The organism is Dactylosporangium maewongense (genome assembly GCF_039531485.1).
Classification (GTDB): domain Bacteria; phylum Actinomycetota; class Actinomycetes; order Mycobacteriales; family Micromonosporaceae; genus Dactylosporangium; species Dactylosporangium maewongense.
Map to the genome: position 1 here is coordinate 1 of NZ_BAAAQD010000018.1, position 13859 is coordinate 13859.

Here is a 13859-nt window from a genome sequence, read left to right on the forward strand (position 1 = left end):
GATCGCGGGCACGGGCATCCTTGTCGATCACGGAGCGTAGAGAACTCACATGATCGTTGATGCCTGTGCCCGCTTGCTGCCCCGCTCTGATCTTCTGACCGACTTACGCCCTATTGCCGGTCGCTCTTATTGCCGCCCAAGCAACCAAAACCCTTCCGGATCACGGAAAACCCCGTCCGGGCCGGCCAGCACCCACCACACCCCGCCGACCACCGCGGGACATCACCACCCCCACACGCGAGCAGCCCACCCTCATGATCCCGAAGACTTGTTGTTGCCCGAGCGAGCACAACTCTTCCGGATCACGGAAAGAGCGCCTGCCGGTCAGCATTCACCGACACCCCGCCGCCAGCGGCACCTCGGCAGGCAAGCGGCCCGCGGAGCCATTTCTCGTGATCCGGAAGACTTATTGCTGCTCGGGCGACCAGAAGTTTTCCGGATCATCGCGGGGGCATAAACGACGTTGACCACTACACGCCGCGGCGTGTAGTGGTCAACTTTCTATGTCGGACGGGCTCGGGGGCCCGTCACTGGAGAAGTCTCGAGGGTCAGCCGGTGTGCTCGGCCATCGCCAGGAACTTGCGCTTGCTCTCCAGAGCCTTCTCGGCCTCCTTGATGCGGCGCTGGTCGCCGGCGGCCTGGGCCGAGGCCAGCTGCTGCTCGGCGCGGGCCACCTGCTCCCGCATCTGGGCGAGCAGGGGGCTCGCCTCCGGCGGGGTGCGGCGCCAGGCGGCGTCCATCGCGGTCTTCACCTTGTCCTCGACCACCCGGAGGCGCCGGTCCAGACCGGTCTGCGCCTCGCGGGGCACGCGGCCGACCTCGTGCCAGGCCGCCTGGATGTCGCGGAGCTTCGCCTGGGCGCCCTTCGGGTCGGCGTCGACGTCGAGCGCCTCCGCCTGGACCAGGAGGGCCTGCTTGGCGTCCAGGTTGCCCTTGAACTCGGCGTCGCGGGCGCTGAAGACCTCGCTGCGGCGCTTGAAGAACGAGTCCTGGGCGGCGCGGAACCGCTCCCAGAGCTTCTGCTCGGTCTCCTTCGCGGCGCGGGGCGCGGTCTTCCACTCGGTCATGAGCTCCTTGAGGCGGGCGGCCGTCGCGTTCCACTCGGTGGACTCGGCGATCTGCTCGGCCTCGACGACGAGCTCCTCCTTGCGACCCTGGGCCTGCTTGCGGCTGGCGTCGAGGGTCGCGAAGTGGGCGCCGCGGCGGCGGGTGAAGGCGTCGCGGGCTGCCGCGTACCGCTTCCACAGCTCGCTCTCGGCCTTCTTCTCGACGCCGTGGATGGACTTCCACTCGTCGAGGATCTCCTTGAGGCGGTCGCCCGCGGTCTTCCAGCCGGTCGCGTCGGCCGCGATCTGCTCGGCCTCCTCGACCAGGGTGGTCTTGCGGGTGAGCGCCTCGGCGCGGGCGGCGTCGCGGGCCGCGCGGGCAGCGCCTGCCTTCTCCTCGGCGATCGAGGTCAGCTTGTCGAGGCGGGCGGCGAGCCCGTCGATGTCGCCGACCACGTGGGCCTCGTCGAGGCCGCTGCGCAGCCGCTTGATGGTGGACAGCGACTGGCCGGCGTCGGCGGCGCCGCTGCCGAGGCGGGCCTCGATCAGGTCGACCTCGGTCATCAGGTCGGCGAACCGGCGGGCGAAGTGGGCAAGGCCCTCCTCCGGTGTGCCGGCCTGCCACGATCCGATGGCCCGCTCTCCGGCTGCCGTCTTCACGAAGACGTTGCCGTCAGCGTCGATCCGTCCAAACGTCGTAGGCTCGCTCATCTGCCATCCTCGCTCCCGGCGTCCGTGGGATCGGGTATCCCACTGTCACGCCGCCATCGCACAGCAAAGTTCCCCAGGGCATTCTCACAGGTGCGCCCCGGGGGCGGTCGAGGGCCTGCGGCCGAACCGTGACCATTCCGGTGCCGAACGGGCCGCAGGATGCCACAAAGACCGTCCCCGATAACGTTAAGACCGTGCCACTCGTCGCCGCCGCCGTCTGCCCACATCCGCCGATGCTCGTGCCGGAGGTGGCCGCGGGGGCCGCCGGGGAGCTCGACGAGCTGCGGGCCGCCTGCCGCGTGGCGGTGGCGCACCTGTCCGGCGCCGAGTCCCTGGTCGTGGTCGGTGCCGACACGTCGACGGTACGCCGTGAGCCACCGTTCGGGGGGACCCTGGCCCCGTGGGGCATCGACAAACGGGTCGGCGAGGAGACCAGTAGCCCCCTGCCGCTCAGCCTGCTCATCGGCGCCTGGCTGCTCCAGGACGTACATTTCGGAAATATCCAGTTCTACAGCGTCGCCGCCGACGCGACCCCCGGCGAGTGCGCAGCACTGGGGCAGCAGCTGACCAGTACCGACGCCGCGCTCTTGATCCTCGGAGACGGATCCGCGTGCCACGGCGAGAAGTCGCCGGGCTACGACGACCCGCGGGCCGAGGGCTTCGACGCGGCCGTCGCCGACGCCCTCGCCAAGGGTGACACCGCGGCCCTGCTCGACCTGGACCCCGCCCTCGCCACCGAGCTGCTCGCGGTCGGCCGGGCGCCGTGGCAGGTCCTCGCGGGCGCGGCCGGCAGGCCTGAGACGACCGAGCTGCTGCACCGCTCCGCCCCGTACGGCGTCGGCTACCTCGTCGCGAGCTGGCGGTGACCCGGGTCGTCGCGGTCGTCGGCCCGACCGCCGCCGGCAAGTCGGCGCTCAGCCTCCGGCTCGCCCACGAGCTCGGCGGCGAGGTGGTCAACGCGGACTCGATGCAGCTGTACCGCGGCATGGACATCGGCACCGCGAAACTTTCCGTCACCGAGCGTGACGGGGTGCCGCACCACGTCCTGGACATCTGGGACGTGACGGAGCCGGCGAGTGTCGCGGTGTACCAGCGGCTCGCCCGCGCCGCGATCGACGACATCGCCGCCCGCGGACGGGTTCCGCTGCTGGTCGGCGGCTCGGGCCTCTACGTGCGGGCCGTGCTGGAGGACTTCGACTTCCCGGGCACGGACGCGGCGCTGCGGGCGGCGCTCGAGCAGGAGCTCGCCGAGGTGGGCCCGGAGGCGCTGCACGCCCGGCTCAGGAGCACCGACCCGGAGGCCGCGGAGCGCATCCTGCCCGGCAACGGCCGCCGGATCGTCCGCGCGCTGGAGGTCAACGCGCTGACCGGCACCACGTTCACCGCACGCCTGCCGTCACAACCGCGTCCCGTGTACGAGTCGCTGCAGCTCGGCGTGGACGTCGACACGGCGGTGCTCGACGAGCGCATCGAGGCGCGGGTGGACACGATGTGGGCGGCGGGGCTGGTCGACGAGGTGCGCGCCCTGGAGAAGGTCGGCCTGCGCGACGGCCGGACCGCCGGCGCCGCGCTGGGCTACAAACAGGTATTGGACCACTTTTCCGGTTTGTCGGATGAGCCGGAGGCCAAGGCCGAGACGGTCCGGGCCACCAGGCGGTTCGTCCGGCGGCAGCGGTCATGGTTCCGCCGGGATGACCGGATCGTGTGGCTCGATGGTGGTGCTGGTGACATCACTGCGACGGCGCTGGAGCTCGTGCGGCAAGATTGACGCCATGCGCTTCGCCAAGGGACATGGAACGGGCAACGACTTCGTCATCCTGCCCGACCCCGACGGCGTGCTGCCGTTGACGCCCACGTTCGTCGCCGCGCTCTGCGACCGCCGGCGGGGCATCGGCGCCGACGGCGTCCTGCGCGTGGTCCGCAGCGCCGCCCACCCCGACGCCGAGGCGTCCGCGGGGACGGCCGAGTGGTTCATGGACTACTGGAACGCGGACGGCTCCCAGTCCGAGATGTGCGGCAACGGTGTGCGCGTCTACGCCCGCTACCTCGCCGAGGCCGGCCTGGTCGCGCCGGAGGGGTCGTTCAACCTGGTCACCCGCGCGGGAGTGGTGCCGGTCACCATCGGTGAGGAGATCGCCGCCGGGATGCCGATGCCGCGGGTGTACGTGCAGAGCGAGGCCACCAGCGAGGGACGCGTGTTCGAGGGCACGGCCGTGGACGTCGGCAACCCGCATCTGGTGTGCCCGGTCGACGAGCCGACCCTGGAGCGGCTCGACCTGAGCCACGCCCCCGGGGTCGATCCGCTGATCTTCCCCGCCGGCGTCAACGTCGAGTTCGCCGCGGCGGGGTCGCCTCCGGCCGGCGCCGACCTGTACCGGCGGATGCGCGTCTACGAGCGCGGCTCCGGCGAGACCCAGTCGTGCGGCTCCGGCGCGTGCGCGGTGGCGGCGGTCGCCCTCGAGCACGCCGGCCTGGAGACCGGCGTGGTCGTCGTGGACGTGGCGGGCGGCCGGCTGACGATCACGCAGACCGGCTCGGAGTTCCTGCTCGCCGGGCCGGCCGTGATCGTCGCGCACGGTGACGTCGACGCCCAGGCGATCCGGCAGCTGGCCCCGACCTTCTGACCCGGCTCCGCAGCCTTTGAGCCGGCCCAGGGGTTGTTCGCCCCGGGCCGGCCCTGGTGGCCTTACGGCTGCTCGACGGGCGCCGGCTCCGCCTCCGCAGCGCCGTCGACGGTGCTGTCCAGGTGGACGCCCTTGGCGGCGGCCCTGACGGCGGCGGCGACGGCCGGGGCGACCCTCGCGTCGAAGACGCTGGGCACGATGACGCTCGGGTTGAGCTTGTCCTCGCCGACGGTGTCCGCGATCGCCTGCGCCGCCGCGATCGCCATCGCCTCGGTGAACTCGCGCGCCTGCGCGTCGAGCATCCCGCGGAACACGCCCGGAAAGGCGAGCACGTTGTTGATCTGGTTCGGCTGGTCGGAGCGGCCGGTCGCGACGATCGCCGCGTGCTCGCGGGCCTCCCGCGGGTCGACCTCCGGGTCGGGGTTGGCCAGGGCGAACACGATCGAGCCTGGCGCCATGGTCGCGATGTCGTCGCCGGTGAGCAGGTTCGGGGCGCTGACCCCGATGAACACGTCGGCGCCCCGGAGCGCGCCCTTGAGGTCGCCCGAGTAGCCGGACTTGTTGGTGTTGTCGACGAGCCACTGCCACGCGCCCGACAGGCCGGACATGCCGCGGTGCAGGGCGCCCGGCCGGTCGGTGGCGATCACGTCGCCGACGCCCTGGTGCAGGAGCAGCTTGATGATGGCCGTGCCGGCCGCGCCGGCACCGCTCACGACGACCCTGATGTCACCGATGGACTTGCCGACCACCCGCAGCGCGTTGGTGAGCGCGGCGAGGACGCAGATCGCGGTGCCGTGCTGGTCGTCGTGGAACACGGGGATGTCCAGCATCGCCCGCAGCCGCTCCTCGATCTCGAAGCAGCGGGGCGCGGCGATGTCCTCGAGGTTGATGCCGCCGTACGCGGGGGCGATCGCCCGCACGATCGCGATGATCTCGTCGGTGTCCTGGGTGTCGAGGGCCACCGGCCACGCGTCGACGCCGCCGAACCGCTTGAACAGCGCCGCCTTGCCCTCCATGACGGGCATCGCGGCGGCCGGGCCGATGTTGCCGAGGCCGAGCACGGCGGAGCCGTCGGTGACGACCGCCACCGTGTTGCGCTTGATGGTGAGGCGGCGGGCGTCGTCCGGGTTCTCCGCGATCGCGAGGCAGACCCTGGCCACCCCGGGTGTGTACGCCCGTGACAGCTCGTCACGGTTGCGCAGGGCGACCTTCGGGGTGACCTCGATCTTACCGCCGAGGTGCAGCAGGAACGTGCGGTCGGACACCTTCCGCACGTCGACGCCGTCGAGCTTCTCGAGGCAGGAGACGACCTGCTCGGCGTGCGCGGAGTCGGCGGTGTCGCAGGTCAGGTCGACCACGACGGCGGTGCTGTCGGAGTCGACTACGTCGACCGCGGTGACGACACCCCCTGCCTCGCCGACCGCGGTGGTGAGGCGCCCGATCGCCGAGGCGTCGGCACGGACGGAGACACGGATCGTGATTGAGAACCCGGCGCTGGGCAATCGGTGCGTGGCAGTCGTCACGTACCCCATTCTCACTCGCACGTTCACCCGGCGGCGCACCGGGACATATCAAGTGCCGTATGGCCGATGAAGTGTCACGATTGGAGGGTTGTACTGATCGACTTTAGGAGAACATGTTGCGAGTGACTGCCGCAGAATCCTGGGATCTCGCCGAGGACGGCGACGGCCTGGAGCTCGAGGAGCGGCATGCGCTTCGCCGTGTCGCAGGTCTGTCGACCGAGCTCGCCGACGTCACCGAGGTCGAATACCGCCAGCTGCGCCTCGAGCGGGTCGTGCTCGTCGGGGTGTGGACCGAAGGCACCGCCACCGACGCGGAGAACTCCCTCGCGGAGCTCGCCGCGCTCGCCGAGACCGCCGGCTCGGAGGTCCTCGACGGGCTGATCCAGCGCCGCAGCCGGCCCGACTCCAGCACCTACATCGGCTCCGGCAAGGTCGACGAGCTGCGGGCCGTGGTGCAGAGCAGCGGCGCCGACACCGTCATCTGCGACGGGGAGCTCTCCCCCTCGCAGCTGCGGACCCTGGAGGCGAAGGTCAACGTCAAGGTCATCGACCGGACCGCGCTGATCCTGGACATCTTCGCCCAGCACGCGAAGAGCAAGGAGGGCAAGGCCCAGGTCGAGCTCGCGCAGCTGCAGTACTTCCTGCCGCGGCTGCGAGGCTGGGGTGAGGCGCTGAGCCGGCAGGCCGGTGGCTCCGCCAGCGGCAACGGCGGCGTGGGCCTCCGCGGCCCCGGTGAGACCAAGATCGAGACCGACCGGCGCCGGATCCGCACGAAGATCAGCCGGCTCAAGCGCGAGATCGCCGCGATGGCGACGATCCGCGACACCAAGCGCGCCACCCGGCGCCGCAACCGGGTGCCCAGCGTCGCGATCGCCGGGTACACCAACGCCGGAAAGTCGAGCCTGCTCAACCGGCTCACCGGCGCCGGCGTGCTGGTGGAGGACGCGCTGTTCGCCACCCTGGACACGACGACCAGGCGGTCCCGCACCGACGACGGCAGGCTCTACACCCTGTCGGACACGGTCGGGTTCGTCCGGCACCTGCCGCACCAGCTGATCGAGGCGTTCCGCTCCACGCTCGAGGAGGTCGCCGAGGCCGACCTGGTCCTGCACGTCGTGGACGGCTCGCACGCCGACCCCGAGGAGCAGGTCCGCGCGGTCCGCGAGGTGCTCGCCGAGGTGGGCGCCGACGCCGTGCCGGAGCTGCTCGTCGTCAACAAGATCGACGCCGCCGACGAGGAGACCCAGCTGCGGCTGAAGTCACTCTGGCCGGACGCCGTGTTCGCCTCCGCGCGCACCGGCTCGGGCATCGACGCGGTCAAGGCCGCGCTGGAGCAGCGGCTGCCGTGGCCGGCGATCGAGCTGACGGCCGTCGTGCCGTACGAGCGGGGCGACCTGGTCGCCAGGGTCCACACCATCGGTGAGGTGCTGGAGACCGCCCACCTGGCGGAGGGCACGCGGATCCGGGCGCGGATCAATGACGCCCTTGCAGCGGAGTTGGCCCCATTTGCCGTGAAGTAATAGGTTTATCCGATCACTGCGAGTGAGAGCCGGACCGGGCGCACCCACATCTGGTCCGGCTCTGCCAAACTTGTGCGATGCGACAGCGGGTGGGCCTGGCTTTGAGTGCGGCTTGTGGCGTGGTGACGAGTCAGCTCCTGGGGCTCGGAGCCCCCGCCGCGGCCGCTCCGAGCCCGTCCGCCACCACCGGCCAGTCCGCGGCCGCGGGCGCGGGCCAGCCCATCTGCACCCCAGACTCCTCGAAGATCAACGAGATCTCCGGTCTCGTCGCGACCGCCACCGGCTACTACGCGATCAACGACAGCGCCCCCGCCGGCGGCAAGGCCAGGATCTTCACCCTCGACGCGAGCTGCAAGGTCGTCGGCACCCCGATCAACTACGACCCGGTCGCCCGCGACCCCGAGGACCTCGCGATCGACAAGAACGAGACGCTGTGGATCGCCGACATCGGCGACAACACGGAAGCGTCCGGCGGCAGCGCCGCGCCGCGCCCCACGGTCGCGGTCTGGACCCTGGCGAAGGGCGCGAAGGCCCCGGTCATCAACCGCCTCGCGTACCCCGACGGCAAGAAGCGCGACGCCGAAGCCCTGCTGCTCAACGGCGACGGCACGCCGATCATCATCACCAAGGAGCCCGTCGGCGAGGTCTGGGTGCCCGAGGGCCCCCTGCAGCCCAACACCACCAAGGGCGTCAAGCTCAAGCAGGTGGGCACGTTCACGCCCCAGGAGACGAAGACGCCCAACCCGCTCTCCTTCCTCGGCTATAAGGCGATCACCGGCGCCGCCTCCTCCCCCGACGGCACCCGCGTCGTCATCCGCACCTACTCCGACGCCTACGAGTTCGACGTCAAGGACGGCGACGTCGTCAAGGCGATCACCAGCGGCAAGCCCCGCATCACCCCGCTGCCCAACGAGGCCCGCGGTGAGGCGATCACCTACTCGACCGACGGCAAGCAGTACATCACCGCCTCCGACGTCCCCGCCGACGTCAGGGCGCCGATCCTCCGGTACACCCCGCAGAACGTCACGCCCGGCAAGGCCGGCGGCGCGGTCCTGCCGACCCCGAAGCCCGACGACCGGTCGTTCCTGGAAGACCTGACGCTGCAGGACATCACGTACATGGTGGCCGCGATCGGCATCCTCGGCCTGATCCTCGTGGTCGCCGGCATCATCGGCATCCGCCGCTCCCGCGCCGCCCGCCGCCTCACGGCCGCGACCTCCGGCCCGATCCGCGGCTCCGCTCCCCGCCCCGGCGACGACGACGCCCCGCCGTCCGACGACAACACCACCGGCACCGTCTACGGCGCCCGCCCCGGCGCCTCCGCCGCCCGCGGCGCCTCCGCCCCCGGCGGCACGGTCTACGGCGCGTCCGGCCCCGCCGGCGCCTTCTCCAACGACCCCGGCCCCTTCGGCGGCAACGACGGCGGCTTCGGTGGCGGCGGCAACGCGGGCAACGGCGGCTTCGGTGGCGGCTCGCACCCGTCCGACCCGCGCGACTTCAACCACCAGCCCGGCTTCGCCCCGCCGTCCTACGACCAGCCCCGCGGCTTCCCGCCTCCGGCCCCGCAGGGCGGCGGCATGTACGGCGCCCCCCAGCCCGGCTACGACCAGCGCGGCGCCTACGGCTCCGGCCACCCAGGCGACCACGACGGCTACGAGCGCGGCTACGCCCCCCACCGCTGACCCCGCGCCCCTGCCCTTCTCGCTCCCCTGATCCCGAACGGTTCCGGTAACCCGCACGGGATCACAGAACACAACCCGTCGACCGCTCAACCGGCTGCCACCAGGCCCATCTCCCATGATCCGAATGTTTTCGGTAGCTCTGACTACCAGAACCGCACGGGATCATGAGATCGACGAACGGGCGCCTGCGCTCCGGCGGGCACTTCCGTGGTTGTCGGTCGCGGCTCCGCCCTCACGATCCGGCACCGCTGAGAGCGCCATCCGGTGTTCCAACCCCGCCACTGGCCCGTGCCACAGCCATCAACCGCTCATCCGTGCGGAACTGGGCCGTCTCTCATGATCCCGAATGGTTTCGGTGGTCCTGGCTACCAGAACCGCACGGGATCATGGGAGAGCCAACTTGCCGAGTGCGGGGGGTGGGCGGGCTCTCGTGATCCGGAAGAGTTGTTGTGGCTATGGCGACAAGAAGTCTTCCGGATCATGAGCGAGCGGCGTCGGGGTCAGCAGGAGCTGGCCGGGGAGGGGGACGGGGGTGGGGTGCCGATGGTGGGCATGCCGAGGGAGACGCCGGGGGTGCGGGTGACGCGGCCGGCCTCCCAGGCGTCGCCGGCGCGGGTGCGGCGGTGGGACAGCAGGGGGCCGTCGGCGTTGAGGTGGTGCGGGGCGGCATACGTGACGGTGGTGTGCACGATGTCGCCGGGGCGCAGCGTCACCGACGGGTCGGTGGCGAAGTGCACGAGGCGCCCGTCGCGCGCGCGGCCCGACATGCGGCCGGTGGCGCCGTCCTTGCGGCCCTCGCCGACGGCGACCAGGACCTCGACCGGGGTGCCGACGAGCTTCTTGTTCTCGTCCCAGCTGATCTCTTCCAGGGTGGCGATCAGCCGGTCGTACCGCTCCTGCACGACCGCCTTCGGGACCTGCTCGTCCATGGTGGCGGCGGGGGTGCCGGGGCGCTTGGAGTACTGGAAGGTGAAGGCGCTGGAGTAGCGGGCGGCGCGGACCACGTCGAGGGTGCGCTCGAAGTCGGCATCGGTCTCGCCGGGGAAGCCGACGATGATGTCGGTGGTGATGGCGGCGTCGGGCATGGCGTCGCGCACCTTGGAGATGATGCCCAGGTAGCGGTCCGCGCGGTACGAGCGGCGCATCGCCTTCAAAACAGCGTCGGAGCCGGACTGCAGGGGCATGTGCAGCGAGTGGCAGACGTTGGGCGTCTCGGCCATCGCGGCGATGACGTCGTCGGTGAAGTCCTTCGGGTGCGGGCTGGTGAAGCGGACCCGCTCCAGGCCCTCGACGTCGCCGCAGGCCCGCAGCAGCTTGCCGAAGGCGAGCCGGTCGCCGAACTCGACGCCGTAGGAGTTCACGTTCTGCCCGAGGAGGGTGACCTCCAGGACCCCTTCAAGAGCCAGGGCCCGGACCTCGGCGAGGATGTCGCCGGGGCGGCGGTCCTTCTCCTTGCCGCGCAGGGCCGGGACGATGCAGAAGGTGCAGGTGTTGTTGCAGCCGACGGAGATGGAGACCCAGCCGGCGTAGGTGGACTCCCGCCGGGTCGGCAGCGTGGAGGGGAAGACCTCCAGTGACTCGAGGATCTCCACCTCGGCGGCGGCGTTGTGGCGGGCGCGCTCCAGCAGCACCGGCAGCGAGCCGATGTTGTGGGTGCCGAAGACGACGTCGACCCAGGGGGCCTTCTTGACGATGTCGCCGCGGTCCTTCTGCGCCAGGCAGCCGCCGACGGCGATCTGCATGCCGGGCTGGGCGAGCTTCGTCGGGCGCAGGTGGCCGAGGTTGCCGTAGAGGCGATTGTCGGCGTTCTCGCGCACGGCGCACGTGTTGAACACGACGACGTCGGGTTCTGCGTCGGCGGGCACCGGGACGTAGCCGGCGTCCTCGAGAAGGCCGGAGATGCGCTCGGAGTCGTGCGCGTTCATCTGGCAGCCGTAGGTGATGACCTTGAAGCTGCGAGGGGTCTCAGTCATAGCAGCGAGAAGTCTAGCCGCCGACGTGCTCTCCGGCGGTATCCACCAGCCCCGGCAGGAGCACGTCGCGGGCCTCGTGCGGCGGGCGGATCGGCGTGACCGCGACATAGCCGTCCAGCAGCCACGCGTCGTCGCTGCCGGGCTCCGCGCCGTGGTCGCTCTGTTCGAGGGACATCCGCACGTACCCGTGGCCCTGCTCCATCAGGACCATCTGCACCGTGCCGAACTGGGCCAGGGTCGCCCGGCGGATGCCGCGCAGGTCGCCGGCGTCCAGGTTGGGCACGTTGACGTTGAGCACGAACCCCGGCGCCAGCAGCGGCAGCAGGTCGCCGGCGACCTCGGCGGCGGTGTCCCAGCGTTCCTCGAGCTCGCCGGAGGTCGCGCGGAACGGCACGTCCAGGGAGACCGCCATGGCGCGGCAGCCGTTCGCGACGGCGGTGAACGCGGCGCCGACCGTGCCGGAGTGCAGGACCGCGGCGCCGGTGTTGGGGCCGCGGTTGATCCCGGAGAGCACGACGTCCGGCTCCGGCCCGTACGCGCCGCGCGTCGCCATCAGCGCGATGAACGCGGGCGACGCGGAGACGGCGTACGTCGGTACATCGGCGAACAACGCGGCACGTGTCTCGGTGGCGATGCGGCCGTCGGCCTCCACACCGGTGAGCGAGCTGCCCGCGCCGCTGGCCTCACGGGCCGGCGCCGCGATCACCACGTCGTGGCCTTGGCGGACGGCCATCGCGGCGAGCGCGTGCAGGCCAGGGCTGTCGATGCCGTCGTCGTTGGTCACCAGGATACGCATGGTCATCATTGTGACAACCACCGGCCGTTATCCGTCCGTGACCGCTATGCGGCTGTTCGTGGGTATGAGCACCGCTAACGTCGAGCGCACCGACGGAGCCAAGCACTGCGATGGGGCGGATGATGACGAACGAGCCTTTGATCGTGCTCAGCGGCGTCAACAAATGGTTCGGCGAGCTGCACGTCCTCAAGGACGTCAACCTGTCGATCGCCCGGGGCGAGGTCGTGGTCGTGATCGGCCCGTCCGGCTCCGGCAAGTCGACGCTGTGCCGGGCGATCAACCGCCTGGAGCCGATCAACAACGGCGACATCGTCTTCGACGGCACCCGCCTGCCGCAGGAGGGCCGGCCGCTGGCGCGGCTGCGCAGCGAGGTCGGCATGGTGTTCCAGTCGTTCAACCTGTTCGCACACAAGACCATTCTCGAGAACGTGATGCTCGGCCCGGTGAAGGTCCGCAAGGAGAAGCCGGCGGTCGTGCGGGAGCGCGCGCTCGGGCTGCTCGACCGGGTGGGGATCGCCGCGCAGGCGGAGAAGTACCCGGCGCAGCTGTCCGGCGGTCAGCAGCAGCGCGCCGCGATCGCCCGGGCCCTCGCCATGCAGCCCAAGGCGATGCTCTTCGACGAGCCGACGAGCGCGCTGGACCCGGAGATGGTCGGCGAGGTGCTCGAGGTCATGACGGGCCTCGCGAGCGAGGGCATGACGATGGTCGTCGTCACGCACGAGATGGGCTTCGCGCGGCACGCCGCCAACCGGGTCGTGTTCATGGCCGACGGCCAGCTGGTCGAGGAGGCGGACCCGAAGACGTTCTTCGCCAGCCCGCGCACCGACCGCGCCAAAGACTTCCTGTCAAAGATCCTGACGCACTAGAAACCCACGAAAGGGGATAGCGACCATCATGCGCATCACGCGGATCGCAGCGGCAGCCGCCGCCGTCACGCTCGCGCTCGGCCTGGCCGCCTGCGGCAAGGACGGCACGCCCACGCCGTCGGCCGAGGGCGGTAGCTCCGGCGCGGCGGCACCGGCCAGCGACACCTGCACCTCGTCCGGCACCACGTTCACGCCCGCCACCGGCGTGGCGATCACGGGCAGCCCGACGTTCGACCGCATCAAGGCGGCCGGCAAGGTCGTCATCGGTGTCAAGTTCGACCAGCCCAACCTGGGCTACAAGGACGCCGCCGGCAAGCGCTGCGGCTTCGACATCGAGATCGCCCAGCTGATCGCGTCGAAGCTCGGCATCGACCCGGCGAAGATCGAGTACAAGGAGATCGCCTCCGCCAACCGCGAGACGGCGATCAAGGGCGGCGAGGTCGACTACTACGTCGGCACCTACTCGATCACCGACAAGCGCAAGGCGGACGTGTCGTTCGCCGGCCCGTACTTCGTCGCCGCGCAGGACCTGCTGGTCCGCAAGGACGACTCGTCGATCACGGGCTCCGACAGCATCAAGGGCAAGACGGTCTGCTCCGCGACCGGCTCCACGCCGATCCAGCGGGTCCGTGACCAGAAGCTGACCGACAAGATCGTGGAGTTCAAGACCTACTCCGAGTGCGTGTCGCAGCTGCTGGACAAGAAGGTCGACGCGGTCACCACCGACGACGCGATCCTGAAGGGCTTCGCGGCGCAGGCGCCGTCGCAGCTGAAGGTCGTCGGCAAGCCGTTCCTCGACCCGGCCACCGGCAAGGCCTACCCGGAGAAGTACGGCATCGGCCTCGGGCACGACGACAAGGCCCTGCGCGACTTCGTGAACGCCTCGCTGGAGGCCGCGTTCGGCGACGGCACCTGGCAGAAGATCTACGACGGCACGCTCGGCAAGTCGGGCTCGGCGGGCAGCCCGCCCACCCTCGAGAAGTACTGATCCAGCCACAGACGGGGCGCCGCCAATCCGAACGGCGGCGCCCCGTCCCATGAACTCAAGCGCGTCCCATGAACTAAAAGCGCGTCCCGCGAACAAAGCGCGTGCCGTGGACGAGCGACAAAGGGCGGAA

The 13859-nt window shown here is 70.9% G+C and carries 11 protein-coding genes; 7 read left to right on the forward strand and 4 right to left on the reverse strand.

All coding sequences use genetic code 11. From position 1 onward, the window contains the following. Nucleotides 1-548: 548 nt before the first annotated feature. Entirely contained in the window at nucleotides 549-1757 is a 1209-nt protein-coding gene (locus ABD332_RS37345; RefSeq protein WP_344507731.1) for a DUF349 domain-containing protein, read from the reverse strand. 233 nt (nucleotides 1758-1990) lie between these two features. Here ABD332_RS37345 and ABD332_RS37350 point away from each other — a divergent pair, with 233 nt between their 5' ends. From ABD332_RS37350 to dapF, 3 genes are read left to right on the forward strand one after another with little or no spacing between them, the layout of a single operon-like run. Next, nucleotides 1991-2623, forward strand: a complete 633-nt coding sequence (locus ABD332_RS37350; RefSeq protein WP_344508163.1) for a class III extradiol dioxygenase subunit B-like domain-containing protein — start codon at nucleotides 1991-1993, stop codon at nucleotides 2621-2623. After that, nucleotides 2614-3525 carry a tRNA (adenosine(37)-N6)-dimethylallyltransferase MiaA gene (gene miaA / locus ABD332_RS37355; protein ID WP_425552356.1) on the forward strand — a complete coding sequence of 304 codons (912 nt, stop codon included), beginning with the start codon at nucleotides 2614-2616 and terminating at the stop codon, nucleotides 3523-3525. The genes ABD332_RS37350 and miaA overlap by 10 nt, the downstream gene beginning before the upstream one ends. Nucleotides 3526-3529: 4 nt before the next feature. After that, entirely contained in the window at nucleotides 3530-4381 is an 852-nt protein-coding gene (dapF, locus tag ABD332_RS37360) for a diaminopimelate epimerase (RefSeq protein WP_344507735.1), read from the forward strand. Between the two features lie 62 nt (nucleotides 4382-4443). Here dapF and ABD332_RS37365 read toward each other — a convergent pair whose 3' ends face one another. Beyond that, nucleotides 4444-5904: an NAD-dependent malic enzyme gene (locus ABD332_RS37365; protein ID WP_425552347.1), complete on the reverse strand. Its 1461-nt coding sequence runs from the start codon at nucleotides 5902-5904 to the stop codon at nucleotides 4444-4446. 122 nt (nucleotides 5905-6026) lie between these two features. Here ABD332_RS37365 and hflX point away from each other — a divergent pair, with 122 nt between their 5' ends. After that, nucleotides 6027-7424 carry a GTPase HflX gene (gene hflX, locus ABD332_RS37370; RefSeq protein WP_344507736.1) on the forward strand — a complete coding sequence of 466 codons (1398 nt, stop codon included), beginning with the start codon at nucleotides 6027-6029 and terminating at the stop codon, nucleotides 7422-7424. 122 nt (nucleotides 7425-7546) lie between these two features. Further along, nucleotides 7547-9106 carry an SdiA-regulated/phytase-like domain-containing protein gene (locus tag ABD332_RS37375; protein ID WP_344507738.1) on the forward strand — a complete coding sequence of 520 codons (1560 nt, stop codon included), beginning with the start codon at nucleotides 7547-7549 and terminating at the stop codon, nucleotides 9104-9106. Between the two features lie 500 nt (nucleotides 9107-9606). Here ABD332_RS37375 and miaB read toward each other — a convergent pair whose 3' ends face one another. Further along, a complete protein-coding gene (miaB, locus tag ABD332_RS37380) occupies nucleotides 9607-11079 on the reverse strand; it encodes a tRNA (N6-isopentenyl adenosine(37)-C2)-methylthiotransferase MiaB (protein WP_344507740.1) in 1473 nt (490 codons plus the stop codon). A gap of 13 nt (nucleotides 11080-11092) precedes the next feature. Beyond that, nucleotides 11093-11875, reverse strand: a complete 783-nt coding sequence (surE, locus tag ABD332_RS37385) for a 5'/3'-nucleotidase SurE (protein WP_344507741.1) — start codon at nucleotides 11873-11875, stop codon at nucleotides 11093-11095. 119 nt (nucleotides 11876-11994) lie between these two features. Here surE and ABD332_RS37390 point away from each other — a divergent pair, with 119 nt between their 5' ends. After that, a complete protein-coding gene (locus ABD332_RS37390; protein ID WP_425552348.1) occupies nucleotides 11995-12741 on the forward strand; it encodes an amino acid ABC transporter ATP-binding protein in 747 nt (248 codons plus the stop codon). Nucleotides 12742-12769: 28 nt separating this feature from the next. Next, nucleotides 12770-13729 carry a glutamate ABC transporter substrate-binding protein gene (locus ABD332_RS37395; RefSeq protein ID WP_344507744.1) on the forward strand — a complete coding sequence of 320 codons (960 nt, stop codon included), beginning with the start codon at nucleotides 12770-12772 and terminating at the stop codon, nucleotides 13727-13729. Nucleotides 13730-13859: the final 130 nt, after the last annotated feature.